The sequence below is a fragment of the Geodermatophilus nigrescens genome (genome assembly GCF_900129495.1).
GTDB classification, from domain to species: Bacteria; Actinomycetota; Actinomycetes; order Mycobacteriales; family Geodermatophilaceae; genus Geodermatophilus; species Geodermatophilus nigrescens.
Window position 1 is genome coordinate 756,031 of sequence record NZ_FQVX01000003.1, and the last position, 24,729, is coordinate 780,759.

The following is a 24,729-nucleotide window of genomic DNA, read 5'->3' on the forward strand; positions in this document are numbered from 1 at the left end:
CCTCGGCGCGACGCCGTCAGGCCGGTGCACGACGGTCGCCGGCCGGTCCGGCGACGTGCCCGGCCCCGTCCGCGGCGAAGGCCAGGCCGGTCAGCTCCTCGGAGAGCCGCCAGATGCGCGCGGCGTCCTCGGCGCTGCGCAGGGTGCGGTACAGGCGCTGCTCGGCCGGCGGGCCGCTCACGTGCCAGAACCGGCTGGGGCCGTAGAACCGGCCGCCGACGGCGTCGGGCGCCGTCGCGGCGAGCAGCGCGGGGAGGGCCGCGGTCTCCGGCGTCCCCGCGATGCCCAGCGCCGACAGCCGGCGGATGATCCGGAGCTCGCGCCCCTCGTCGGCGCGGCCGATCTCCGGCCGCGCCGCGAGCAGGCTGGTCGGGGCGACGCCGGGGTGGCTCAGGGTGCTCGTGATGCCCCAGCCGTGGGCGACGCTGCGCCGGTCGAGCTCGAGTGCGAACAGCCCGGCGGCGATCTTCGACTGGCTGTAGGCGCGCATCCCGTCGTAGGACCGCTCCCAGTCCGGGTCGTCCCAGTTGATCGCGTTGCTGTTCGCCGCGATGCTCAGCTGCGTCGTCACCCGGGCACGGCCGGCACGCAGCAGCGGCATCAGCCGCGCCACGAGGGCGAAGTGGCCGAGGTGGTTCGTGCCGAACTGCAGCTCGTGCCCCTCGGCCGTCGTCCGGCGCTCCGGCGGCGTCATCACGCCCGCGTTGGCGATCAGGACGTCGATCGGGCGGCCCTCGGCGAGCAGGACGCCGGCCAGGTCGTCCACCGACGCGAGGGAGGACAGGTCGAGCGCGTGCAGGGTGATCCGTGCCCCGGGGACGCGGGCGCGGATCTCCGCCGTCGCCGCCTCGCCCTTGCCGCGGTTGCGGACCGGCAGGACGAGGTCGGCACCGGCCTGCGCCAGGCGGCGGGCCAGGACCAGGCCGATGCCGTCGCTGCCTCCGGTGAGGACCACCCGCTTGCCCGACAGGTCGGGGACGGGGATGTCGATGGTGCGGGCCATCTCGGGCTCCTGTGCTCGTGGGGTCGGCGCTGTCCGCGCCGTGTCCCCACCGTCGGCGTTCCGGCCGGCGCGAGGCAGGACCTGCCGATCCCCCCGTCCGGGCCCCGTGAGAGGGGGATCAGCGGGCCGTGTCTGCGCCGGCGCCGCGCCGATAGACACGGCAGCGACCGCCCCGGCCGGGCCGGTCGCACCCCATCCCCCGAGGAGACACGTGGCCATCGACCGCACCGGGCTGGCGGAGTTCCTCCGCCGCCGCCGGGAAGTGCTCCAGCCCGAGGACGTCGGCCTGCCCCGCGGGCCGCGCCGCCGGACCGCCGGCCTGCGCCGCGAGGAGGCCGCGGCGCTGTGCTTCATGTCGACCGACTACTACTCCCGCCTCGAGCGCGAGCGCGGACCGCAGCCGTCGGAGCAGATGATCGCCGCCATCGCGCAGGGGCTGCACCTGTCCGTCGACGAGCGCGACCACCTGTTCCGCCTCGCCGGGCACCAGCCGCCGCCCCGCGGCGCGGCGAGCGAGCACGTCAGCCCCGGGCTGCTGCGCATCTTCGACCGGCTGGGCGACACCCCGGCCGAGATCGTCACCGAGGTCGGCGAGACGCTCCGCCAGACGCCGCCCGGGGTCGCGCTCGTCGGCGACGCGATGCGCTACACCGGTCCGGCGCGCAGCCGGGGCTACCGCTGGTTCACCGACCCCGCGGCGCGGGACCTGTACCTGCCGGAGGACCACGCGCACATGTCGCGGACCTACGCCGCCGGGCTGCGCGCGCTGCTCGCGATGCGGGGACCGGGGTCGCGGGCCGCGTACCTCGCCGGGCTGCTCCTGGAGGAGAGCGAGGAGTTCCGCTCGCTGTGGGAGGTCCACGAGGTCGGGATCCACCTCGAGGAGCGGAAGCGCTACCGACACCCCGAGGTCGGCCGGCTCGACCTCAACTGCCAGACGCTGGTCGACCCGCACCAGTCGCACCGCCTCATGGTGTACACGGCCGAGCCCGGCACCGAGAGCCACGAGAAGCTCGAGGTGCTCGCGGTCATCGGGGCCCAGAGCCTCACGTCCTCGGGCGCCGGCGGCGCGGGGTCCGGGGGGCCGCGATGACCCGCCTGCTGCACCACCTCGGCCGGGCCACGGCCGCCCACCCGTGGCGCACCCTGACCGCCTGGGTGCTCCTCGCCGTCGTGGCCACCCTGACCGCCGGCGCGCTCGGCGGGACGCCCCAGGACGACTTCGACGTCGAGGGCGCCCGCGCGCTCACCGGCGTCGAGTCGCTGCGCGAGCACTTCCCCGGCTCGGGGGCGGCCGGCAGCTCCGCCCAGGTCGTCGTCCACGACCCTGCGGGCGGTGAGGTGAGCGACGCCGACGTCGCCGACCTGACCGCCCGGATCGCCGAGGTCGACCACGTGACGTCGGTGTCGCCGCCGCGCTGGTCCGACGACCGGGACACCGCCCTGCTCGGCGTCGTCCTCGACGTGCCCGTGACCGATCCCGACCTCGCCGGCGGCCGCGGCGTCGAGGCGCTGGAGGAGGCGGTGGACGGGGCCGCCGGCGGGCTGCGGGTCGAGCTCGGCGGCGAGCTGCCCAACACGTCCGCCGAGGAGGTGCAGGGCACTGGCGAGATCGCCGGCGTGGCGGTGGCCCTCGTGCTGATGGTCGTGGTCCTCGGCACCGTCGTCGCCGCGGGGCTGCCCCTGCTGGTGGCCCTCGCCGGGCTCGGCGTCTCCGCGGCCGGCATCAGCCTGCTGGCCGCCGTCACCGACGTCAGCAGCACCGCCCCGACGGTCGCGGTGATGGTGGGCCTCGGCGTCGGGATCGACTACGCCCTGCTGCTGGTCACCCGGCACCTGGAGTTCGTGCGGGCCGGCGTCCCGGTGGTCGAGGCCGCGGGCCGGGCGACGGCCACGGCGGGCCGCTCCGTGGTCTTCGCCGCGGCGATCGTCCTGGTCTCGCTGATGGGCCTCCCACTCGCCGGCATCCCCATGTACTCGACGTTCGGGTTCGCCACCGGGATCGCCGTGGTGGCCGTCGCGGCGGCCGCGCTCACCCTCGTCCCGGCCCTCTGCGGACTCCTCGGCCGCAGGCTGCTGCCGCGGCGGGAGCGCCGCGGCCTCCCGCCCCGTCGGCGCCGGCCGGTGCGCGAGCCGTGGTCCGCGCGGTGGGCGGCGGCGGTCGCCCGCCGGCCGGTGCCCTGGGCGCTCGCCGGGGTGGTCGTCATGGGCGCGCTCGCCCTGCCGGCGCTCGACATGCGCACCTTCCCGCGGGACGTGTCGAACAACCCGGCCGACAGCACGACGCGACAGGCCTACGACATCGTCACCGCGGAGTTCGGGGAGGGGGCCAACGGGCCCCTCACCGTGGTGGTCGACCGCGCGGAGGTCGGTGACGCGGGCGTCGCGGCGGCCGCCGCGCAGCTCCGGGGGACCGACGGTGTGGTCGCCGTCAGCGAACCGGTCGTGTCGCCGGACGGCGCGGTCGCCGTGCTCGAGGCGCAGCCCGCCTTCGGCCCCGCCGACGAGCGCACTCCCGGGCTGCTGGAGCGACTGCGCGCCGACCTCGACGGAGCGGAGGTCACCGGCAGCACCGCCATGTTCACCGACATCGCCGAGATGCTGTCGGGACGGCTGTGGCTGGTCGTCGGCTTCGTCGTCGCCGTGTCGGTGCTGCTGCTCGCGGCGATGTTCCGCTCGGCCGTCGTGCCGCTGAAGGCGGCCGCGCTCAACCTGCTGTCGATCGGCGCCGCCTACGGCGTGGTCACCGCGGTGTTCCAGTGGGGCTGGGGGAGCGGACTGATGGGTCTCGACGCGGCCATGCCCGTCTCGAGCTGGCTGCCGATCCTGATGTTCGCGATCCTGTTCGGCCTGTCCATGGACTACGAGGTGTTCCTGCTCTCGCGGATCCGGGAGCACTGGCTGCGCAGCGGAGACGCCCAGGCGAGCGTGGTGCGCGGCGTCGCCGGCACCGGACGGGTCATCTCGACCGCCGCCGCCGTCATGGTGGTCGTCTTCCTCGGGTTCGCCACCGAGTCCGATCTCGTCGTCCGGCAGATCGGCCTGGGGATGGCGGTCGCGGTGTTCCTCGACGCGACCGTCGTCCGGATGGTGCTCGTGCCCGCCACGATGAGCCTGCTCGGCCGGCGCAGCTGGTGGCTGCCCGGCCGGCTCGACCGGCTGCTGCCGCGGATCGAGGCCGAGGTGGCCGAGGACGCCGGGGACGCGGTCGGGTCGCCGGCGCCGGGCCGGGACCGCGAGGAGGAACTGCAGGGCGCGCGCGGCTGACCCCAGCCGTGTCCCGGGCCCGGTCCGCTCGACGTCGTCGGGTGGGCCGGGCCCCGGCACGCGGTCACCTCGGGCGGCGGGACGCCCGGCCGTCAGCCGATCGACAGCGCGGTGCAGCGCCACACGCCGTGGTTGCCCTCGAGCCGGGCGGCGACCGCGTGCGCCCGGCCGGCCCGCCGGGCCACGGCGCTGATCTCCGCGACGCCGTCGACCGGCTCGCAGACCGACACCGGCCCGAGCAGGAGCGGTCCGGCGCCGTGGCTGCACCACGCCGGCCGGCGCCCGGCCAGCAGGGCGGCGTGCACGCCCGGCGCGGTCAGCCGCTGCACCTGACCCATCGGGCGGCGGCCGGCGAGCGCCTCGAGCACGGTGGTCAACAGCAGCCGCCCTGCCGCGCGCGGATCGGGCAGCCCGGCGCGCACCGACCACGCGGGACCGAGCAGGTCGGGCCGGCGCGCGGGTCCGCCGTCCGCGGCCGGGCGCGGCCCCGGGCGGTGCGGCGGCCGCGGCGGCGGGGTGGTCGGGTCGACCAGCACGGCGGCGGGCCCGCGCAGCGGCGGGTGCAGGGCCGGGACGAGCGTGAGGTGCGGGGCGGCGACGGCCGGCTGCGGGCCGGCGGGGGAGGCAGCGGTCACGGGGGCTCCCGGGGTCGGGTCGGAGGGGTGGGCCGGGGGAGCGGCCGGGACGGGGCGGTGCAGGTGGTGAGGGCAGGTGGTGGGGGCAGGCGGTGCGGGCAGGTGGGACGGGTGGGTGGTTCAGGCGGGTGGGCGCAGCACCTGGCCGGGCAGCAGGAGGTCGGGGTCGGTGCCGATGACGTCGGCGTTGACCGACCACCACCGGCCGACCGCCTCGGCCACCTCGGCGTCGGCCGGCTCGCGCCCGGTCCGCTCGCGGAGGTCGGCCTCGGCGATCGACCACAGGCACTCGCCGCGCAGGACGACGTGGTCGCCCGGTGCGGGGAGGGGCCAGTCGGGGACCGGCGTCGTCGGAGTGCCGGTGGGGGTGGCCGCCGGCGCGGTGGGCCAGTCCGGCACGGCGGCCGGTGTGGTGGCGGCGGGCGTGGCGGCCGAGGCGGTGGCGGCGGCCGGGACGACGGCGGCCGGGACGACGGCGGCCGGGCCGGTGCAGCCGGTGAGCACCGGCGTCGCGGCGAGACCGACGCCGAGCGCGAGCGCGGCGGCCCGCCGGCCGGCGGCGGGCACGACCACCCGCAGGACGAGCGCGGCGGCCGCACCGGCGAGTCCGGGGAGCGCGGAGAGGGCGGTGAGCACCAGCCCGAGCGCGCCCCACGCCCACGTCAGCCACGCGGCGGCCGCCACCGCGGACAGCAGCACGGCCTCCGGGCCGGCCGTGTCGACGGCGTGCTGGAGGCTCCCGGCCGAGAGCCAGGACGTGTCCGGGGTGAGCACGGCCAGCACGGCCGCCACCGCCGCCGTCGCCGCCGTCGTGACGACGAGCCGACGCATCGACATGTCTCCTCCTCTGCACGCGTCGGCGTACTAGAGCAGACAAACGCAAGCAAACGCAATGAACGCTGTGGATCTACGCTCCGGTCATGCGCTGGCAGCAGCTGTTCACCGACCTGCAGGCGGAGTTCGAGGAGGCCGCCGCCGCGGAGGAGCGCGCCGAGCTGCCGTCCCGGTCGCGGGCCGAGACGGCGGCCGTCCGGCTGGCCGGGCGCCTCGGCGGCGCGGTGGGCGCGCGGGTGTCGTTGCGCTGCCGCGGGGCGGGCGAGGTCGCGGGCCGCCTCGAGGAGGTGGGGCCGGACTGGGCGCTGCTGACCGACGACGCCGGGCGCGAGGTGCTGGTGGCCCTGCCGGCGGTGCTGGCGGTGTCGGGACTGGTGCGGTCGACGGCGGCCGCGGAGCCGGCGTCGCCGGTGCGCGCGGCCCTGGACCTGCGGCGGGCGCTCCGCGGGCTGGCGCGCGACCGCGCCGCCGTGGCCGTCGTCCTGGACGACGGCGCGGTGCTCACGGGCACGGTGGACCGGGTGGGCGCGGACTTCGTCGAGCTGGCCGAGCACGCGCCGGAGGACTTCCGGCGGGCCGGGGCCGTGCGCTCGGTGCGCGCGGTGGTGCTGGCGGCGGTGGCCGTGGTGCGGACGCTGACCCCGGGCGCCGCCTGAGGTCAGCGGCGGGAACGCCGTCCGCGGGTGGGGCCGGCCTCGGCCGGTGTCTCGGCCTCGGCGTCCCCGCCCGCCGCGGGGGCCTCGGCGGACGCGAGCTCCTCGGCGGCGGGGACCGCACCGGCGCGCGCCTCGGCGTACTTCCGCTGGATGAACCGCTCGAGCTCGTCGACCTCGACCCGCCACTGGCCGCGGCCGCCGATCTGGATGGCGATCAGCTCCCGGCGCCGCACCAGCGCGTAGGCCTGCGACCAGGAGACGTTGAGGACCTCGGCGACGTCGTCGAGGGTCAGGAATCGCGGTGTGGGCATGGCTCTCCGTCCAGTCGCCGCCAGTCTGTCAGCACCGCGACCGTCCGCGTGCATCCCGTCCACACCCGAACGTGTGGACAACCCGTGCGTCCATCCGCACCCGTATCGCATCATCTGCGTCCGACCGCGCGGGACGCCGGTCGTCACGCCCGCCGGTGCGGGGGAGCCGGGCACGGCTCCGGGGACTGAGAGGAGCGCCCGGTGAGCGCTGCCACGCGCACGGTGCCGCCGACGGCCACGCCGGCCACGGGGACGGCGGCGGGCCCGGTGCCGCGCCGCGTCCGCCCGCCGCGGTGGCTGGACCTGCGGCTGGTCCTCGGTGTCCTGCTGGTGCTGGGGTCGGTGCTGCTCGGTGCGCGGGTGGTCGGTGCCGCCGACGCGACCGTGCCCGTCTGGTCCGTCGCCGCCGACCTCGCCGCGGGCACCGAGATCCAGGCCGCCGATCTCGTCGCCGTGCAGGTCCGCCTGGGCGACGCCGCCGGCGCCTACCTGTCCACCGGCACCGACCCCGCCGGCCGCACGCTCGCCCGGGCGGTGCGGGCCGGAGAGCTGCTGCCGCGCGCTGCCCTGGAGGAGCCGGCCGACCTGGTCCAGGTGGCCCTCCCGGTGCAGGCCGGCTACGTCCCGCCGGGCCTGACCCGCGGACAGGTCGTCGACGTCTACGGCGTGACCGACCCCGCCGGCACCACGACCGGCGAGGGCGTCGTCCCCGTGGTCGAGGGGGCGACGGTGCAGGCGGTCAGCGGGCGCGCCGAGGGCGTGCTGTCGACGGCGACGACGACGGTGCAGGTGGTCGTCGGCGTCCCCGCCGCGGACGCGGCCGCGGTGCTCGGGTCGATCGGCGGGCGGCCGCTGGTCGTCGTGGTGCACGGCTCGGTGGACGGCTCGGTGGACGGTGCTCCCTCCGCGGCGCGGCCGTCGGCCTCCCCGTCCCCGGGCGCCCCGACGACGGGCGCCTCCTCGACGAGCACCCCGACGACCGGCGCGCCCGCCGCGGGCGGTCCGCTGCCGGCGCCCGCCGCGCCGTCGACGGCGGCCGCGCCTCCCGCGGTGCAGCCCGCCCCGGCGCCGGTCGCCGGCCCGGGCGCTCCCGCCGGGCCCACCCTCTGATGGCGCTGCAGGTCGTCACCGCGGTCACCGGCGCCGCCTGGGAGGCCGCGCTGGTCGGCGCACTCGACCGGGCCGACCACGGCGTCACGGTGGTCCGCCGCTGCGTCGACGCCTCCGACCTGCTGGCCACGGCGGCGACAGGCACCGCGCAGGCGGCACTGCTGTCGGCGGACCTGCACCGGCTCGACGTCGACGCCGTCGCCCGGCTGCAGGCCGGCGGGGTGGCCGTCGTCGGTCTCGTCGACCCCGGCGACGACCGGGCCGGCGACCGGCTGCGCGCGCTCGGCGTCACGACCGTGCTGCCCGCGGACGCCGCTCCGGAGGAGGTGGTGCGGGCCCTGCGCGAGGCCGTCACCGGCGGTCCGGCAGGCGGGCGCGATGTCGCCGACCCGCGTGCGGCGCTCCCGGGAGCCGGCGGGGACGGGCCCGAACCGGCCGACCGGCGGCCCGCCCGCGGCCGGGTCGTCGCGGTGTGGGGACCGACCGGAGCGCCCGGGCGGACGACGGTCGCGGTCGGCCTCGCCGACGAGGCGGCCCGGCTCGGCGTGCCGACGCTGCTGGTCGACGCCGACGTCTACGGGGGCGTCGTCGCGCAGGTGCTCGGGCTGCTCGACGAGTCGCCCGGGCTGGCCGGAGCCGCGCGGCAGGCGGCCGCCGGCACGCTCGACGAGGCGGCGCTGCTCCGGCTCGCCTGGTCGGTGCGGCCGCAGCTGTCGGTGCTCACCGGGCTCGCGCGGGCCGACCGCTGGCCCGAGCTGCGGCCCCGCGCGGTGGGCGCCGTGCTGGACGAGGCCCGCCGGGTGGCGGACCTGACCGTCGTCGACTGCGCCTTCAACCTCGAGGAGGACGAGGAGCTGTCCTTCGACACCGCCGCACCACGGCGCAACGGCGCCACCGTGACGGTGCTCGAGAGTGCCGACGAGGTGCTGTGCGTGAGCGGCGCGGACCCGGTCGGCCTGCAGCGCACCATCCGCGCCCTGGGCCAGCTGCGTGACCTGCTGCCCGAGGTGGAGCCGGTGGTGGTGGTCAACCAGGTGCGCCGCGGGCCGGTGCCCGGGGACGCCCGCCGGGAGATCGGGGAGGCGCTCGAGCGCTTCGCCGGCCGGCCGGTGCGCGCCTTCCTCCCGGTCGACCGCGGTGCCACCGACGCGGCGCTCGCCTCGGGCCGGACGCTCGCCGAGGTGGCGCCGGGCTCGCCGCTGCGGGCGGGCCTGCGGGGGCTGGCCGCCGCGCTGGCCCGGGTGCCCGAGCCGGCACCGGGACGCCGCGGGTGGCGCCGCCGGCGCGCCGGGTGACCCGCACCCCCGGCCGGGACGGGGACCGCCGTGTGGACTGGGGCGCCGCCGCCCGGCCCCGTAGCGTGGGGCACCGATCCGGAGGAGGACGATGGCCGAGCGGCTGACGACCCTGGACGCGTCCTTCCTGTACCTGGAGGACGCCGGGGCGCCGATGCACGTCGCGGGCGTGCTGGTGCTCGAGCCGGTCCAGGGCGGCCTCGACGCGCTCGCGGAGCTGCTGGAGGCGCGGCTGCCGCTGGTGCCGCGCTACCGGCAGCGGATCGTGCCGGTGCCCGGGCGCCTGGCCAACCCGGTCTGGGCCGACGACCCGGACTTCGACGTGGCCTACCACGTGCGGCGCTCGGCGGTGCCCCGTCCCGGCACCCGGGCGCAGCTGCTGGACCTCGTCTCCCGGGTGACCTCGCGGCCGCTGGACCGCGACCGGCCGCTGTGGGAGGTCTACCTCGTCGAGGGGCTCGAGGAGGGCCGGGTCGCGGTGGTCACCAAGACCCACCCGGCGCTGGTCGACGGGCTGGGTGCGGTGGACATCGCGCAGGTCCTGCTCGACACCACCCCCGAGGCGTCCGTGCCTGCCGCGGACTCCTGGGTGCCGCGCCGGCTGCCGGGCCGGGTCGGTCTGGTCCGCGACGCGCTCGTGGAGTCCGTGCAGCGGCCGACGGCGGTGCTGGAGAACGCGCGCGCGGCCGTCGGGGACCTGCGCTCGACCGCCGCCCGCGTGGCCGGGGTGGCCGAGGGGCTCGCCCGCGCCGCGCGCTCGGCGATCCTCGCTGCCCCGCACGGCCCGCTCGGCCGGACACTGGGCACCCAGCGCCGGGTCGCGGTGGCGCGCGCCGACCTCGAGGACCTCAAGGCCATCCGGAAGGCGCACGGCGGCACGGTCAACGACGTCCTGCTCACCGTGCTGACCGGCGCGCTGCGCGACTGGCTGCTCTCGCGCGGGGAGCCCGTCCTCGGCTCGACGGCGGTGCGCGCGCTGGTGCCGGTGTCGGTGCAGGGCGAGGAACAGCGGGCGCCCGGGGGCAGCGTCGCGGCCTACCTGGTCGACCTGCCCGTCGGGGAGCCCAACCCGTGGGTGCGGCTGGCCCGCCTGAGCTACGCCATGCGCGGCGTCACCGACTCGGGCCGCTCGGTGCGCGCCGACGCGCTCATCGCCCTGACCGGCTTCGCGCCGCCGACGCTGCACGCGCTGGGCGCCCGGGCGGCGCGGGGCCTGTCGCGGCGGATGTTCAACCTCGTCGTCACCAACGTCCCCGGCCCGCAGCAGCCCCTCTACGCCGCGGGCAGCCGGATGCTGGAGGTCTTCCCCGTCGTGCCGCTGGTCGGCGGCCAGGCGCTGTCGGTCGGGATGACCAGCTACGACGGCTCCGTGTACGTGGGCCTCAACGCCGACCGCGACGGCGTCGGCGACGTCGACGTGCTGGCCGACCTCGTCGAGCAGGAGGTCGCGGCCCTCGCCGAGTCCGTGCGCTGACCTGCTGCACGCGGCCGGCGCACGGGCGCGGGATACCGTCGCGGTCCCTGACAGGAGAGGAGCGGCCGGGTGCGGATCTACCTGCCGGCCACGACCACGGTGCTGCGGCGCCTGGTGGACGAGGGCCGCCTCGCCGGACCGCACACGGCCTTCGCCGTCACCGCCCGGCTGCGCGGGTACTACGCGCTCAGCGACGCCGCGGCCGACGTCGAGGAGCTCGAGTACGCGGCGCTGCTGGCGGCCGCCCGGGCGAGCCTGCGGCTGATCGACGTCGACCCGGGAGCCGCCCGGCGCCGGGTGGTGCTGGCCGCCGACGTCCCCGACACGGCGGTCACCGAGGTCGACGACGCCGACACCGACCCCGGCGCGGTGCGGGTGACCGGGGACGTCGCGCTCGCGGACGTGGCCAGCGCGCACGTCGACGGGGCCGACGCGGAGGACGACGTCCGGGCCGCGGTCGGTGTGGTCCTGGAGGCCGACCTCGGCAGCGACGAGGCGCAGTTCGTCGTCGACCAGGCCGAGGGGCACGAGCTGGCCTGGTACGCGACGCAGGAGATCGGGCCGGCGCTCGACCTGCTCTGACCCACCGGTCACGGCCCGCCGCCGGGGGCGTGCCGGGCGACCTGGACCCGCTGCGCGACGCCGGCGGCGACCAGCCAGCCCGATCCCGGGCGCACCGGCACCGGCGTGCGCGGCAGCCGGATGCCGAGCAGGTCGGCGTCGCCGGGACCCGGGCACAGCAGCAGCCCGCTGCGGCTGCGGCGCAGGTCGGCGACCGGGCCGCGGAAGGCGCCGGACAGCTCACCGGCGGTGCCGGCGGCGAGGGTGACGACGTCCCGCCCGGGGAGCCCGGCGCCGGTGGCGGCGAGGAGCACCGGTGCGTCGGCGAGCGGGCCGGCGTCGTCGACCACGAGGACCCCGGGACCGCCGTCGAGGGCGTGCAGCCAGGCGTGCCAGCCGGCGACGTCGTCGACGGCGAGGGCCACCGCGCCCGGTGCGACGACGGGCTGCCGGCCGCGGACGAGCTGCGCCACCGGGACGCCGGAGCCCGCGAGCGTGCCGGCGACCGCCGTGAGTGCGCCGGTGCGGCCGCTGCGCGGCGGCCCGACGACGAGCAGCCCGCCGCCGCGGCGCAGGTCGGCGTGCAGCACGGTCCCCTCGTCGCCACCCGGTCCGAGCGGCACCGCGGCGAGCGGGTCGTCGCCGGCGCCGCCGGGCGGCAGCACCGGCGCCGGCGGCAGCTCGGGGATGCGCAGGGCCGTGGTCGCGGCCGCCCCGCGGTACGGCCCGGGAAACGGCGCGGGCAGCGGTCGCGGGAGGGCCAGCTGGCACTCGAGCGCGTCCTCGCCGAGCAGCGCCCGACCCGGCGGCCGGGAGGCGGGGACGGCGCGCACCGGCACGCCGGCGACGGCGTAATCGGCGCGGTCGGGCAGCGGGAGCACCAGCCGGGTGCCGGCGACCGCGGCCAGCCGCCCGCCGGGGACCGCCCGGTCGGCGGTGAGGACGCCGGTCAGGCCCGCCGCGGCGCCGTCGCGCAGCAGCCGCAGCAGCTCGGCCGACCCCTGTCCCGGCAGGGCCTCGTCGAGCTGCGCCATCAGCGACTCGACGCCGTCGACGAGCAGCAGCACGGGGGGCCCGCCGTGCTCCGGGGACGCGCGGCGGGCCGCGACCGACTCCGCGAGCCGGGCCAGCAGCCGGACGGTGCGCAGGGCGTCGCCCGCGCCGACGACGGTGCCGGTGTGCGGCAGCCGGGCCGCCTCGGCGGCCAGCGCGCCGCCGCCGTGGTCGAGGACGTGCACGTGCAGCCGGTCCGGTGTGAGCCGGGTGACCGCCTCGGCGAGCACCGTCCGCAGCAGGGTGGTGCGGCCGCTGCGGGGCCCGCCGACGGCCAGCCAGCCCCCGCCGCCGGTCAGGTCCAGGGCGAGCACCTCGCGGGCCTGCCGGTCGGGGCGGTCGACGAGGCCCACCGGCAGGCGGGTGCCCGGGCCGGCCGGGGCCGGGAGGTCCGCGGCGGGCAGCCGGTCGGGCAGGGCCGGCTGCCAGGGGCGGTGCGGCGGTGCCCCGCCGGCCGACCCGGCCGCCCGCGTCACGGCCTCCGCGATGCGGGCCAGGTCCGTCGCGCCCCGCGGCGTCCCCGGCCCGCCGTCGGAGGCGGGCCCGGGCGGCCAGGGCCGGCGGCGCACGGTGGGACCGGTGGCCCGCGGCGGAGGGGTGCTCGCCACCCGGGCGGCCTGGAAGGCGACCGGACGCGCCGACCCGACGCGCAGGAGCCCGCCGCCGGGCCGGTCGGCCGGGACGCGCGCCGCCTCGGGGCCGCCCAGGACGTCACGGGAGTCGGCCTCGTCGGTGGTGCGCAGGCACAGCCGCAGCGAGCAGTTGGCCCGGATCTCGGGGGACACCACGCCGCCGGGTCGCTGGGTGGCCAGCACGAGGTGCACGCCCAGCGACCGGCCGCGCTGCGCGATCCCGACCAGCCCGCTGACGAACTCCGGCAGCTCCTCGGCCAGGCCCGCGAACTCGTCGACGACGATGACCAGGCGGGCCAGCGCCACGTCGTCGGGCAGGGTGGCCAGGTCGGCGACCCCGGCCGCCGCGAGCAGCGCCTCCCGCCGGGTGAGCTCCGCGGTGAGCGAGCGCAGCGCCCGGGCGGTGGCTGCGGCATCGAGGTCGGTCACCAGGCCCACGGTGTGCGGCAGGGCCGCGGCCTCGGCGAAGGCGGCACCGCCCTTGTAGTCGACGAGCAGGAAGGAGCACCGGTCGGGCGGGGAGGCGAGGGCGAGCCCGGCGACCAGCGTCTGCAGCAGCTCGGACTTCCCCGACCCGGTCGTGCCCGCGACTAGCGCGTGCGGCCCGTCCCGGCAGAGGTCGACCACGGCGGTCCCGTCGGCCGTGCGCCCCAGCGGGACGCGCAGCGAGTCCCGCGCGCGCGTCCAGGCGACCGCCACCGGGCCGCCGTCGTCCGGCCCGACGAGGTCGAGGAGCCGGACCGTGCGCGGCAGGGGAGGGGCCGCGCGGCCGGCGTCGAGCGCGGCCAGGTCGCGGGCGAGCCGGGCGGCGACCGGCCGGGGCAGGCGGTCGGCGGTGAACTGGGCCCGGGCGGACCCGTCCCCGCGGTCGAGGAGACCGGTGTCGCCAGTCTCGCCCCCGACCTGCACGACGGCCCCGCCGGACACGGGCAGCTCGCCGATGCGCCCGGCGACCGACAGGAGCAGCGCCCCGGCCGCGCGGCAGCGGCGGAGGGCGTCGCGCTCCTCGTCGTCCACCGGGCGGTCGACGACGAGCAGCAGCCGCCCGCCCGGCCGGACCACCAGCGCTGCCACCCACCCGGCCGCCGTGCCCGCCCGCGCGTGCACCGCGCCGGGCGCCAGGTGCGGCAGCCACCGCGCCCACGCCCAGTCGCGGGCACGGTCGGGCGCCGCGAGCAGCGCGACGTCGACCTCGCCGGGCGGGTGCAGCGCCGCCACCTGCGCGAGCACGCCCGCCGCGACGCCGAGGGCGGCCGCCCTCGGGCCGGTGACCCCCAGGCCGCCGGCGCGCAGCAGGTCCAGGCCGACGGGCAGGTCACCGGCGGTCTCCGGGTGCCGCCGTCCCTCCTCGACCCGGACCACCCGGGTCGGTCCGGGGCCCAGGCCCAGCCGGACGACCAGGTCGTCGGCGCCGCGCGACCACAGCAGCGCGGTGCGACGGCGGGCCGCGCCGGCCAGGGCGGCGAGGTCGGGCAGCGCCCGGGCGGCGGCCCGGACGTCGGCGCGGACGGCCTCGGCCACGCGGGCCCGCGTCGCCGCAACCTCCTCGGCGTGTGCGGCGGCCGCCCGGCGCCCCGACCGCCGGCCGGTCCACCGGTCGGAGGCCCAGGTGCCCACCGCGACCAGCGGCGAGAGCAGTGCGAAGACGAGGAACGTCGGGGTCGCCAGCGCCCAGGCCAGGCACGCGCCGGCGACGGCGGGCAGCAGCACCGCCACCCAGGCCAGCCTCCGGCGGGGCGGGTCCTCCGGCGGGCCGGGCACCACCACCTCGGTCTCGGGACGCCCGGCGGACGGCGCCACGCCCAGCTGCAGCAGCACCCGCCCGCCGGGGGACGGACGCGTGGCCGCCGGGGCGTCCCGCGGGCCGGTGACCGCCAGCGTGCTGGCGCCCACCCGCAGCGGCGCACCGTCGGGCCAGGCCGCCGGGCCGGTGAGGTCGCGGTCGTCGAGCCGGGTGCCGTTGGTCGAGCCGAGGTCGGTGACGGTGGTGCCGCCGGCGCCGACGTCGAGCCGCACGTGCCGCCGGGACACCCCGGGGTCGGGGAGCGGCAGCGTGGCGCCGGCGCCGCGGCCGAGCACGTGCCGCCCGGAGGCCAGGCCGACGGTCGTCCCGGCCGCCGGGCCGCCCACGACGTGCAGCTCCAGCGGGCTCGGCGGCCGCTCGTCGCGGGGCGCCGGCCGGCCGAGGCCCAGGACGGCGCCGTGGGCGAGCAGCGGCGAGGTCAGCGGCAGGTCGTCGTCGAGCCGGGTCGACCCGGACCACACGCCGGCCGCCGGGACACCGAGCGCCGCGGTGAGCACGGGCAGCACGGCGCCGAGCGGATCGTCGTCGGCGGCGGAGACCTCGACGTCGACGGCGCCCTCGGGGCCGACCACGGTCCAGCAGCGCGGGGGGACGTCCGGCGGGGAGGCGGGCACCCGGCGACCGTGCGGTCCCACGCGCCCTGGCGGGGGCCGCCGGCGCGGACTGTGGACAGGAGGCGGGCTGTGGACGGGGGAGCGGGCGCCGTCGCGGTCCGGCCCTAGCGTCCGCCCCCAGGTCCCGGGAGGTGCCCGGGACGGATCGGAGGGGTCATGAGGGTCGACATCGCCACGCTGCAGTCGCTGGCCGGGCAGTGTCAGGCGGAGGCGGCCGACACCGCCGCCCGGCACGCCACCCTGTCGAGCAGCGTCACCGGCTCGGTGCTCGACGGGTGGACCGACAGCCAGGCGGCCGTGCAGTTCAGCGCGCTCTACGAGCAGTGGCGGGCCTCGGCGCAGTCGGTCAGCGACGCGCTCACCGGCATGGGCGGGCTGCTCACCGCGGTGGCGGCGTCCTACCAGCAGCACGAGGCCGACGTCGCGGCCCGGATCGGAGCGCTGGTCTGAGCCGGCTCAGCCCGGTGGCGCGGCGGCGGGGGCGGCCGGTGCCCGTCCCCGCCCCAGCCGCCCGCGCACGGCGGCGACGGCGTCGGGGAACCGCTCCCACGGCAGGATCGACAGGATCGCGACGCAGTGCGGCAGGAAGATGATCCGCAGGCCGCCGAAGACCATGAGGTGGAAGCCGAGCAGGAAGAGCACCAGCGCGGTGCGCGCCCGGTCGGACCGCACGAGCAGCATCAGCGGCGCGGCGAACTCCAGCACGAGCATCGCCCACTGGACGGCGGTGAGCAGGCCGGGGACGTCGAGCGTCCACTCCGACAGGACGGTGCCGCGGCGGATGACCGCGCGGGTGATCGTCGAGCCGGTCGCCCAGTCCCAGCCGCCGAAGCGCATCTTCGCCCAGGCGGCCAGGAAGTAGGTGAGCATGACGGTCACCATCACCGCGGCCATCGCCCAGCCGGCGGCCTCCGACGAGCGGCGGTCCCGCCAGCGGGCCACGCCGATCGTGGGCAGCACCGCGAGCGCGACGAGGTAGGCGATGCGGTCGTGGTCGACCTTGCCGTAGCTCATCGCGATGACCATCCACTCGAGGTAGAGGACGAACACCGCGGTACCGAGCAGGCGGGGTGCGCGACCGGTCGCCGCCGCCAGCGCGCAGGCCACCAGGGCCCACTGCACGACGTGCACGACGGTCGAGGTCGGGGTGGGCAGGTCCAGCAGCCGGCCGATGACCAGCGGCTGGTAGTAGGCGGTCGGGACGTCGGCGTGCGCACTCACCCAGGCGGTGGTGAGGAAGACGTCGACCGGCACGAACAGGTAGGCGATGGTGCGGAACACCGCGATCCGGGCCAGCGGCACCGGCCGCGTCCAGAAGCCGCGCAGCGGGGTGCGCCGGCGCGGACCCGCGGGCGCCTCGGCGGCGGGCAGGGTGGCGCTCACGGGCCGACCTCCAGCTCCTGCTCGACGAGCACCTCGTCGGTCCACGCGCCGGTGACCTCGCCGTCGACGAGCTCGAAGTGGCGCTGGACCACCTGCACCTCGACCAGCTCCGGACCGCCGGGGTGGTGCTCGGCGTAGGTGTCGGCGAGCAGGACCAGCAGCGCCGGGTCGTTGACCAGGCGCGGCAGCTGGCCCTCGAACTCGGCGCGGCGGAGGCCCACCTCGCCGCCGGACAGCCGCACCTCGCGCCCGTCACCGGTCAGGCCGACGACACGCGTGGAGACCACCGGGGCGTCGTTGGACGCGCGGGTCGAGTACATCTTGAACGGGCCGAACGGGAAGTGGGCGTCGGTGCCCCAGACCGTGCCGGCCAGGAGCAGCGCGAGGACCACGAGCGAGGCGGCCAGGCGGGCGCGGCGACCGGCGGGGGACAGCCTGATGACGTCGCCCTCCGCGGGGTCGCCGGTGCGGAGCGGGCGGACCACCCGGGCATCGTAGGATCGGCGGCCGTCCAGATGGGTCACCGGCGCCGCGTGGTGGGCAACTGGCCCCACCCGTCCCACGGGGCCCGTCCGCGCGCGTGCGCCGCGCCCTCTCACCGCACGACGACGTCGGGAGAGCACACGTGCAGTTCGGTCGGTACTACGAGGAGTTCGAGGTCGGCGCGGTCTACAAGCACTGGCCCGGGAAGACCGTCACCGAGTACGACGACCACCTGTTCTGCCTCATCACGATGAACCACCACCCGCTGCACCTGGACACCCACTACGCGGCGGAGACCACCGACTTCGGCAAGAACGTGGTGGTCGGCAACTACGTCTACTCGCTGCTGCTCGGCATGAGCGTCCCCGACGTCTCGGGCAAGGCCATCGCCAACCTGGAGATCGAGTCGCTGCGGCACGTGGCGCCGACCTTCCACGGCGACACCATCTACGGCGAGACGACGGTGCTCGACAAGACCGAGTCGAGGTCGAAGGACGACCGCGGCGTCGTGTACGTCGAGACGATCGGCTACAAGCAGGACGGCACGGTCGTGTGCGTCTTCCGCCGCAAGGTCATGGTGCCCAAGCGCTCCTACGGCGAGGCCCGCGGCGGCGAGCAGCCCGGGCGCCCGGAGCCGAAGCCCCGCAGCTGAGGTCCCGCAGCTGAGACCTCGCAGGTGACCCCCGCGGTCCAGGCCCGGTCGAGTCCCCCGCAGCCGACGCGCCGGGGCGCGCCGCCCGCTCAGCCGGGCAGCGCGCCCCAGCCGCGCAGCGTCTCCAGCAGGCGCGGCGTGCAGGCCAGCCGGTCGAGGTCGGCCGCGTCGGCGAACACGACGGCGTCCGCGTCGTCGCCCGGCACCGGGTCGGCCGGGCCGGTGAGCGTGCAGGCGAAGTCCGCGACCTCGTAGACGACGCCGTCGCCGGGGATCGTCACCCGCCCGACCTCGGCGCCCACGGTCACCGCCAGGCCGGTCTCCTCGCGGACCTCCCGGGCCACCGCGGCGCCCAGCGACTCACCCGGCTCCACCCGCCCGCCGGGCACCGACCACAGGCCCCGGCCCGGCTCGTTGCGGCGGCGCACCAGCAGCAGCCGCCCGGCGTCGTCGAGCACCACCGCGCCCACGCAGGCCTGCACCGGCGGGCCGGCGGCGGGGGAGTCGGGCGGCACCCGCGCAGGGTACGGCGACACGGACCGGGACCGTCCGCCCCCGCTTGACGGGAACCGCGCGTGACAGGACGGTGTCTCCGATGAGCGCCTCCCCGGTCTGCCCCCGCTGCGGCGAGCCGCTCGTCGTCCGGCCGGGGGACTCGGCGCAGGCCTGGTGCCACCTGCACGGCGCCGTCACCCCGCTGCACCACACCGCCGTCATCGCCCACGACGCGATCGCCGCCGTCACCGCCGACGCCCGCGTCCCCGCCTGGGTGCCCGACCCCGTGCCCGCCGGCTGGTCGGTCACCGGCCTGGCGTGGGGCGGGGAACCCGGCGCGCGGGCGATCGTCGTCGGCTGTGCCGGCCCGGCGCCGCTCGGCGGTCCCGCGGAGATGGTGCTGGTCGCCGAGGAGCCGGGCACCGGCGTCGGCTGCGGCTACGCGGGCCTGCCCGGCCTCGACCCCGGCGACGTCATCACCGGCCCGTCGGTGGCCTCCGTCGAGGCGGCCGGGCAGCACGCGCCGCTGTGGGCGGTCCCCACCTCCGACGACCGGGCGGCGTTCGTCGGCGAGGCCTACGGCGTGTGGCTGTGGCTGGTGATGTGGCCGATGGCGGCGGGCTGGCTGGTCGCCGAGCCGCTGCGCCTGCTCGACCTGCGCGACCGGCTCTACCCCGACCTGCCGCTGGGCCCGCCGAGCGAGCACTTCCTGCCCGGGGAGTGACCGCACCGGCGTGTCCGCCGCCGCCCCGGCTGGGACACGTGTTACCCATGGGGCAGGCCTCCGGGCCGACCCGCGCGGGCACCGTGCCCGCCGGTCCGCGCGCACTCCGGAGGTGGCGGTGAACCTGAAGAAGGTGCTCGTCTGGCTGGCCATCGCCTTCGTCGTCTTCTACGTGATCCAGCAGCCGGAGTCCTCGGCCGAGATGGTCAAGAGCGCCGGGGAGGCGCTCGGCGACGCGGCGTCCTCGATCGCCGACTTCGTCACCTCGCTCGGCTAGCCGGGCCGTGTCCGGCCCCGCCGACGGCCGCCCGCCACGGTGGGCCAAGGACGCCGCCAAGTACCTGCTGCCCGGCGAGCAGGCGGTCGTCGCCACCCGCCGGCACTGGGCGGTGCTGCTGTCGCCGGCGGCCCGCGCGCTGCCGGTGTTCGCGATCGGCGTCTGGGTGCTCACCCTCGACCCCGACAACCGGTTCTCCGCCAGCGTCGGCCTGCTGGTCGCCGTCGGCGCGCTGGGCTGGTTCGCGCTGCGCGCCGGCGAGTGGTGGATGCGGCACTTCATCGTGACCCGCCGCCGCGTGCTGCTGACCTCGGGGATCGTCGCGCGCACCGTCACCCTGCTGCCGCTGCGCCGGATCACCGACCTCACGTGGAAGGAGACGCTGCTGGGCCAGGTGCTCGGCTACGGCACCTTCCGCTTCGAGTCCGCCGGCCAGCAGCAGGCGCTCTCGCAGATCACCTACCTGCCGCGGGCCGACCTCCTGTACCACGAGGTCAGCGGGCTGCTGTTCGGCAGCGACCACGGCGGCGCGTCCAGCGGCGACGACGAGGGCAACCCCGAGCCGGCCGTGCCGCGGCGGCAGCGACCACGCGTGCGGCACGACACCCAGCCCATCCCCGGCGCCCGCCAGGACCCGCCCGGCGCGTGAGGCTCCCGGCGCGGGCCGCCGCGCTGGGGGAGGCTGGACGCCGATGCTGATCGACCTGCACACCCACTCGTCGGTCTCCGACGGCACCGAGACCCCCGCCGAGCTGCTGGCCACCGCCCGCGCCGCCGGCCTCGACGTCGTCGCCCTCACCGACCACGACACCACCGCCGGCTGGGCCGTCGCCGCCGCGGCCCGCCCGGCCGGGCTCACCGTCGTCCCCGGCATGGAGCTGTCCTGCCGCTGGTTCCCCGCCGACCAGCCGCCGGTCAGCGTCCACCTGCTGGCCTACCTGTTCGACCCCGACCACCCCGAGCTGTCGGCCGAGCTCGGCCGGCTGCGCGCCGAGCGGCTCGGCCGCGGCGAGCGGATCGTCACCGCGCTGGCCGCCGCCGGGTACCCGGTGGTGTGGGACCGGATCGTGCAGGCCTCCGGCGGCGGGGTGGTCGGCCGGCCGCACGTGGCCCGCGCGCTGGTCGAGGCGGGCGTCGTCGGATCGGTCGACGAGGCGTTCGCCACCCTGCTGAGCCACCGCAGCCCGTACTACGTCGCCAAGGCCGACACCGACGTCCTCGAGGGCATCGCGCTGGTCCGCGCCGCCGGCGGGGTGCCGGTCTTCGCCCACGGCCTGGCCACCAAGCGCGGGCGGGTGGTCGACGACGCCGCGATCGCCGCGATGGCCGGCGCCGGGCTGCTCGGGCTGGAGGTCGACCACCCCGACCACAGCCCCGCCGAGCGCGACCACCTGCGCGGCCTGGCCCGCGACCTGGGCCTGCTGACCACCGGGTCCAGCGACTACCACGGCACGAACAAGACGACGCCGATCGCCGCCTGCCGCACCGAGCCGGGGCAGTACGAGGCGCTGCTGGCCGCAGGCTCCGGCAGCACCGTGTTCTCCGGCTGATCGTCGGCGCGCCCGGCTAGCGTGGGGGCGTGCAGTTGGAGATGCCCGGCATGCCGCGGCGGCTGTTCCCGGCCACCCCGAGCAAGCTCGCCGCGTTCGCCGACTGCCCGCGCCGCTACCGGTTCGCCTACGTCGACCGGCCCACCCCGCCCAAGGGCCCGCCGTGGGCGCACAACACGGTCGGCTCCGCGGTGCACGCGGCGCTGCGCTCGTGGTGGGAGCTCCCGCGCGACCGCCGCACCGCCGCCGCGGCCCGCCAGCTGCTCTACGGCGTCTGGTCCGACACCGGCTTCCGCGACGCCGAGCAGTCGGCGTCGTGGCGGGCCCGCGCGGCCGGCTGGCTCACCGACTACGTGCCCACCCTCCACCCCGACGACGAGCCGGTGGGCACCGAGCGCCAGGTCGCGGCGACGACGGCGGCGCTGGCGGTGTCGGGCCGGGTCGACCGCATCGACCAGCGCGGCGACGAGCTGGTCGTCGTCGACTACAAGACCGGCCGGGTGCCCAGCACCGAGGACGAGGCGCGCGGCTCACCGGCGCTGGCGCTGTACGTGCTCGGCGTGCAGCGGACGCTGCGCCGGCCCTGCCGCCGGGTGGAGCTGCACCACCTGCCCAGCGGCACGGTGGCGGCGTTCGAGCACACCGAGCGCTCGCTGGCCAACCACGTCCGCCGCGCCGAGGACATCGCCGCCGACATCGCCGTCGCCACCCAGCGGGTGGAGGACGGCGCGTCGCCCGACGAGGCGTTCCCGACGGCGCCGGGCCGGCAGTGCGGCTGGTGCGACTTCCGGCCCAGCTGCCCGACCGGCCAGGCCGCGACCCCGGTGCGGGAGACGTGGAGCAGCCTGCCCGCCGACGACGACGCGGTCGTCTAACCCGGTCGTCCGACCCGGTCGGTCAGACCGCCTCGGCCGCCGCGGTGCGGTCGAAGCCGGCGCGCACGATCGGCGAGCGCCGCGCCCGCTCCGGCACCGCCAGCAGGCCGGTACGGAACGCCTTCAGCGCCGCCGTCGCCGCGGTGTCGGTGAGCGCCAGGCCCGGCATCGAGGCCAGCCGGCGGGCCCACGGCGGCAGGGTGGCGACCGCCAGCGAGGCCAGCGACCCCCAGGCCGGGCGGGCCGGCGTCAGGAGCTGCACCCAGCGCGGCATCGGGGGGACGACGAGGAACCGCCACGCCTCGCGGGCGGCGGGCGTCAGCGCGAGCTGCGGGCGCACCCGCGCGAAGTAGGCCTCGAGCTCGGCGACGGAGGCGGGGACGTCGTCCGGGTCGACGCCGATGAGCGCCGCCGCGGTGACCTGCTCGGCCACGTAGCGGTCGGCCTCCGCGGGCGTGACGACGCCGGCGCGGCGGGCGACGTCGAGCAGCGAGTCGACCTCGCAGGCGTGCACCCACAGCAGCAGGTCGGCGTCGTCGACCCGGTAGGTGCGCCCGGTCGTCTCCTCCGTGCCGCCGAGCCGGCGGTGCAGGCCGCGCACCCGGCGCACCGCCCGGATCGCCTCCCGCCGGGTGCCGAAGGTCAGCGTGTCCACGTACTCGGCGGTGCGGGTGAGCCGCTGCCACGGCGACTCGCGGAAGACGGAGTTGCGGGCGACGCCGTCCATGGCGACCGGGTGCAGCGCCTGCAGCAGCAGCGCGCGCAGCCCGCCGACGCTGTAGACGGGGTCGGCGTGCACCCGCCAGGTGACGCTGTCCGGGCCGAAGAAGCCGAGCAGGTCCTCCTCCGGCGTCCAGTCCCGCGCCGACGGCCGCACGCCGCTCACAGCGACGTCCAGAAGTCCTCGAGCGCCTGCAGCGTGCGCGGTGGGTTCTCGACCGCGGGGGAGTGGATCGCGTGCGGGACCACCTCGTGGCGGGCGCCGAGCCGCCGGGCCATGTCGGCCTGCTCGGCCGGGGACCACGCGTCGTCGGCCTCGCCGTGGGCCACGAGCACCGGGACGCCGGTGGCGGCCAGCTCGGCCACCCGGTCGGGCTCGGTGGTCATCGCGTCGGCCATGCCGCGCAGCCCGGCGGCGGTGTTGCCGAGGAACCGGCGGGCGTAGAAGGCGCGGGTGGGCTCCGGCACGGCCTGGGCGCGCTCGTCGGTCATCGCCAGCTGCTCGAGGGTGGCCTGCACCAGCGGCACGCCGCCGGAGTCGAGCAGCGGCCCGAGGTGCTCCAGCAGCGCCACCCGCGGGCCGGTGAGCCGGGCGGGGCCGGAGCCGAGCAGGGTGAGCGAGCGGAACACGGCGGGGTCGGCGAGCACGGCGGCGCGAGCGACCAGGCCGCCGAAGCTGTGCCCCACGAGGTGCGGGACGCCGGTCTCACCGGCGAGCAGGTGGGCGACCGCGACGAGGTCGTCGGCGAGTTCGGCGACGGTGTAGGCGGCCGGGTCGTCGGGGCCGGGGGACTCGAACTGTCCGCGCTGGTCGATCGCGACGACGCGGTAGCCGTCGGCGGCCAGCGGCGCGAGCAGCGGCGCGAAGTCCTCCTTGCTGCCGGTGTAGCCCGCGACCATCAGCACGGTCCCGCTCGGCCCGTCGCCGCCGGTGTCCAGCGCAGCCAGCGGGCCCGCCCGGCCGGGCAGGGTGCGCGGGGTGGCGTCGTGGTCGGCGAGCTGACGCAGGTCGTCGGTGGGGACGGCGAGGGTGGCGGACGGCTCGGGGCTCCCGGGCAGGACCATGCACCCAGTGAACCCCGACCCGGCGCGGTGTGCCGCCGAGGCCCCTCAGCGGTAGCCGAGCACGCGGTCCTCGAGCCGGTACACCAGCGCCGGCCCGGTCACGGAGGTGCGCCCGCCGGGCTCCAGGCCGCCGTCGACGTCGGCGCGTCCGGCCTCCTCGCCGGTGGCGAGGTCGCGGAGCACGAAGCCGCCCTCCTCGGGCACCCAGACGGCGACGTCCCCGGCCGCGGTCTTCGCCGCGTCCGCGGTGGCCGGCAGGCCCCGGGCGGGCCGCTCCCAGCGGACCTCGCCGGTGGCCGGGTCGACCGCCCACAGCGTGCCGCGGGCCCACAGCAGCGCGAGGTCGCCGGCGCCGCCCTGCAGGATGCCGCCGTCGCCGTCGCCGTCGCCATCGCCGTCGCCATCGCCGTCGCCATCGCCGTCGCCGTCGCCCTCGGGGAGGGGCAGCGCCGCCGCCTCGGAGCCGTCGTCGGGCCGGGAGGCCAGCAGCGTGCCGCCGGCGGCGACGGTGACCAGCCGGTCGGCGCCGACCAGCGTCACCTCGCCGCCGTCGGGCACGGCGACGTCGCGGCTCCACCGCGCCTGGCCGGTGAAGGAGTCGAACAGCCGCAGCCGGACGGCGTCGGAGCCCGGGCAGCGCTGCAGGAGCGCCACCCCGGAACTGCCGACGGCGGTGTCGGTGAGCCGGCAGCCCTCGTCCGCGGCGGTGCGCCAGCGGACGTTGTCACCGGTCGGGTCGATCACCACGACGCCGGTGGTGCTGCTGGCCAGCACGGCCTGGCTGGTGCCCTGGATCGTCGCGTCGCCGCGCAGGCTCAGGTTGCGCGTCCACTGCCGGACGCCGGTGGCCGCGTCGAGGGCGAGTGCCTCGTCGCAGCGGCCGGCGGTGCGGAACACCGCCACCACGAGCCCGTCGACGGCGGTGGCGCCGCACAGCTCGGCGTCGTCGCGGCGGTAGTGCCACGCCTCCTCACCGCTGACGGCGTCGTGGGCCACGAGGCTGCGCTCGCCGGGCACCACGACCCGGCCCTCCTGCACCAGCTGCACGGGCAGGTCCCGGCCATCGGCCGACCAGGCCTGCGCGACCTGCCCGGCCGGCGTCCCCCCGGGGAGCGGGGACGCCGGCGCGGTGGTGCTGTCGGTGGCCGCGACGCTGGAGCCGCGGTAGAGCAGGACGGCGACCAGCGCCAGCACGAGCGCGCCCGCCGTCCAGACCCAGACCCGCAGCGGCGGGGGACGCAGCGCCACCTGCGGAC

25 protein-coding genes are annotated in these 24,729 nt (G+C 78.0%); 14 read left to right on the forward strand and 11 right to left on the reverse strand.

Annotation, left to right across the window (positions count from 1 at the left end):
• Nucleotides 1–16: 16 nt before the first annotated feature.
• Complete coding sequence (locus tag BUE37_RS17290; RefSeq protein ID WP_073421573.1) at nt 17–1,003, reverse strand: SDR family oxidoreductase; 987 nt, start codon at nt 1,001–1,003, stop codon at nt 17–19.
• 211 nt (nt 1,004–1,214) lie between these two features.
• Here BUE37_RS17290 and BUE37_RS17295 point away from each other — a divergent pair, with 211 nt between their 5' ends.
• Nucleotides 1,215–2,096, forward strand: a complete 882-nt coding sequence (locus BUE37_RS17295; RefSeq protein ID WP_073421574.1) for a helix-turn-helix transcriptional regulator — start codon at nt 1,215–1,217, stop codon at nt 2,094–2,096.
• Nucleotides 2,093–4,270, forward strand: coding sequence for an MMPL family transporter (locus BUE37_RS17300; RefSeq protein WP_073421575.1), 2,178 nt, complete (start codon nt 2,093–2,095; stop codon nt 4,268–4,270). Before BUE37_RS17295 ends, BUE37_RS17300 begins: the two co-directional genes overlap by 4 nt.
• Before the next feature lie 92 nt (nt 4,271–4,362).
• Here the strand turns inward: BUE37_RS17300 and BUE37_RS17305 are convergent, their stop codons facing one another.
• Nucleotides 4,363–4,905: an Rv3235 family protein gene (locus BUE37_RS17305; RefSeq protein ID WP_073421576.1), complete on the reverse strand. Its 543-nt coding sequence runs from the start codon at nt 4,903–4,905 to the stop codon at nt 4,363–4,365.
• 120 nt (nt 4,906–5,025) lie between these two features.
• The gene (locus BUE37_RS17310) at nt 5,026–5,742 is read right to left on the reverse strand and encodes a LysM peptidoglycan-binding domain-containing protein (protein WP_073421577.1); all 717 of its coding nucleotides are present in this window, start codon (nt 5,740–5,742) and stop codon (nt 5,026–5,028) included.
• Between the two features lie 83 nt (nt 5,743–5,825).
• Between BUE37_RS17310 and BUE37_RS17315 the strand changes: the two genes are divergently transcribed.
• Nucleotides 5,826–6,395, forward strand: a complete 570-nt coding sequence (locus tag BUE37_RS17315; RefSeq protein WP_073421578.1) for a hypothetical protein — start codon at nt 5,826–5,828, stop codon at nt 6,393–6,395.
• A 2-nt stretch (nt 6,396–6,397) separates the two neighbouring features.
• On the opposite strand, the gene BUE37_RS17320 is transcribed toward BUE37_RS17315, so the two are convergent.
• Nucleotides 6,398–6,706, reverse strand: coding sequence for a helix-turn-helix domain-containing protein (locus BUE37_RS17320; RefSeq protein WP_073421579.1), 309 nt, complete (start codon nt 6,704–6,706; stop codon nt 6,398–6,400).
• 201 nt (nt 6,707–6,907) lie between these two features.
• Here BUE37_RS17320 and BUE37_RS17325 point away from each other — a divergent pair, with 201 nt between their 5' ends.
• From BUE37_RS17325 to BUE37_RS17340, 4 genes are all read left to right on the forward strand, one after another.
• Entirely contained in the window at nt 6,908–7,816 is a 909-nt protein-coding gene (locus BUE37_RS17325) for an SAF domain-containing protein (protein ID WP_139253023.1), read from the forward strand.
• On the forward strand, nt 7,816–9,111 hold the full coding sequence (locus tag BUE37_RS17330) for a CpaE/TadZ family protein (protein ID WP_073421580.1): 1,296 nt from the start codon (nt 7,816–7,818) through the stop codon (nt 9,109–9,111). The genes BUE37_RS17325 and BUE37_RS17330 overlap by 1 nt, the downstream gene beginning before the upstream one ends.
• A 91-nt stretch (nt 9,112–9,202) precedes the next feature.
• A complete protein-coding gene (locus BUE37_RS17335) occupies nt 9,203–10,585 on the forward strand; it encodes a WS/DGAT/MGAT family O-acyltransferase (protein WP_073421581.1) in 1,383 nt (460 codons plus the stop codon).
• A gap of 69 nt (nt 10,586–10,654) precedes the next feature.
• Complete coding sequence (locus BUE37_RS17340) at nt 10,655–11,167, forward strand: DUF6912 family protein (RefSeq protein WP_073421582.1); 513 nt, start codon at nt 10,655–10,657, stop codon at nt 11,165–11,167.
• Nucleotides 11,168–11,175: 8 nt separating this feature from the next.
• On the opposite strand, the gene BUE37_RS17345 is transcribed toward BUE37_RS17340, so the two are convergent.
• The gene (locus tag BUE37_RS17345) at nt 11,176–15,249 is read right to left on the reverse strand and encodes a type VII secretion EssC family protein (protein WP_073421583.1); all 4,074 of its coding nucleotides are present in this window, start codon (nt 15,247–15,249) and stop codon (nt 11,176–11,178) included.
• Between the two features lie 156 nt (nt 15,250–15,405).
• Between BUE37_RS17345 and BUE37_RS17350 the strand changes: the two genes are divergently transcribed.
• Complete coding sequence (locus BUE37_RS17350; protein WP_073421584.1) at nt 15,406–15,699, forward strand: WXG100 family type VII secretion target; 294 nt, start codon at nt 15,406–15,408, stop codon at nt 15,697–15,699.
• 6 nt (nt 15,700–15,705) lie between these two features.
• Here BUE37_RS17350 and BUE37_RS17355 read toward each other — a convergent pair whose 3' ends face one another.
• Entirely contained in the window at nt 15,706–16,632 is a 927-nt protein-coding gene (locus tag BUE37_RS17355; protein ID WP_245794692.1) for an HTTM domain-containing protein, read from the reverse strand.
• A complete protein-coding gene (locus BUE37_RS17360; RefSeq protein ID WP_073421585.1) occupies nt 16,629–17,117 on the reverse strand; it encodes a hypothetical protein in 489 nt (162 codons plus the stop codon). The genes BUE37_RS17355 and BUE37_RS17360 overlap by 4 nt, the downstream gene beginning before the upstream one ends.
• A gap of 140 nt (nt 17,118–17,257) precedes the next feature.
• Between BUE37_RS17360 and BUE37_RS17365 the strand changes: the two genes are divergently transcribed.
• Complete coding sequence (locus BUE37_RS17365) at nt 17,258–17,767, forward strand: MaoC family dehydratase (protein WP_073421586.1); 510 nt, start codon at nt 17,258–17,260, stop codon at nt 17,765–17,767.
• An 89-nt stretch (nt 17,768–17,856) separates the two neighbouring features.
• Here BUE37_RS17365 and BUE37_RS17370 read toward each other — a convergent pair whose 3' ends face one another.
• Nucleotides 17,857–18,282: an NUDIX domain-containing protein gene (locus BUE37_RS17370; protein WP_217651291.1), complete on the reverse strand. Its 426-nt coding sequence runs from the start codon at nt 18,280–18,282 to the stop codon at nt 17,857–17,859.
• 80 nt (nt 18,283–18,362) lie between these two features.
• Here BUE37_RS17370 and BUE37_RS17375 point away from each other — a divergent pair, with 80 nt between their 5' ends.
• The 5 genes from BUE37_RS17375 (at nt 18,363) to BUE37_RS17390 (ending at nt 21,688) form a co-directional block, all read left to right on the forward strand.
• Entirely contained in the window at nt 18,363–18,986 is a 624-nt protein-coding gene (locus BUE37_RS17375) for a DUF6758 family protein (RefSeq protein ID WP_073421587.1), read from the forward strand.
• Between the two features lie 112 nt (nt 18,987–19,098).
• Nucleotides 19,099–19,263, forward strand: a complete 165-nt coding sequence (locus BUE37_RS23975) for a hypothetical protein (RefSeq protein ID WP_175562889.1) — start codon at nt 19,099–19,101, stop codon at nt 19,261–19,263.
• A gap of 7 nt (nt 19,264–19,270) precedes the next feature.
• Nucleotides 19,271–19,912: a PH domain-containing protein gene (locus tag BUE37_RS17380; RefSeq protein WP_073421588.1), complete on the forward strand. Its 642-nt coding sequence runs from the start codon at nt 19,271–19,273 to the stop codon at nt 19,910–19,912.
• A 43-nt stretch (nt 19,913–19,955) separates the two neighbouring features.
• Nucleotides 19,956–20,813: a PHP domain-containing protein gene (locus BUE37_RS17385; RefSeq protein ID WP_073421589.1), complete on the forward strand. Its 858-nt coding sequence runs from the start codon at nt 19,956–19,958 to the stop codon at nt 20,811–20,813.
• A 29-nt stretch (nt 20,814–20,842) separates the two neighbouring features.
• Nucleotides 20,843–21,688, forward strand: a complete 846-nt coding sequence (locus tag BUE37_RS17390; protein ID WP_245794694.1) for a RecB family exonuclease — start codon at nt 20,843–20,845, stop codon at nt 21,686–21,688.
• Nucleotides 21,689–21,710: 22 nt separating this feature from the next.
• On the opposite strand, the gene BUE37_RS17395 is transcribed toward BUE37_RS17390, so the two are convergent.
• The 3 genes from BUE37_RS17395 to BUE37_RS17405 are packed head-to-tail and all read right to left on the reverse strand — an operon-like array spanning nt 21,711 to nt 24,721.
• Nucleotides 21,711–22,574: an oxygenase MpaB family protein gene (locus tag BUE37_RS17395; RefSeq protein WP_245794696.1), complete on the reverse strand. Its 864-nt coding sequence runs from the start codon at nt 22,572–22,574 to the stop codon at nt 21,711–21,713.
• Nucleotides 22,571–23,473, reverse strand: coding sequence for an alpha/beta fold hydrolase (locus tag BUE37_RS17400; RefSeq protein ID WP_083628815.1), 903 nt, complete (start codon nt 23,471–23,473; stop codon nt 22,571–22,573). Before BUE37_RS17400 ends, BUE37_RS17395 begins: the two co-directional genes overlap by 4 nt.
• A 45-nt stretch (nt 23,474–23,518) precedes the next feature.
• On the reverse strand, nt 23,519–24,721 hold the full coding sequence (locus BUE37_RS17405) for an outer membrane protein assembly factor BamB family protein (RefSeq protein WP_073421590.1): 1,203 nt from the start codon (nt 24,719–24,721) through the stop codon (nt 23,519–23,521).
• Nucleotides 24,722–24,729: the final 8 nt, after the last annotated feature.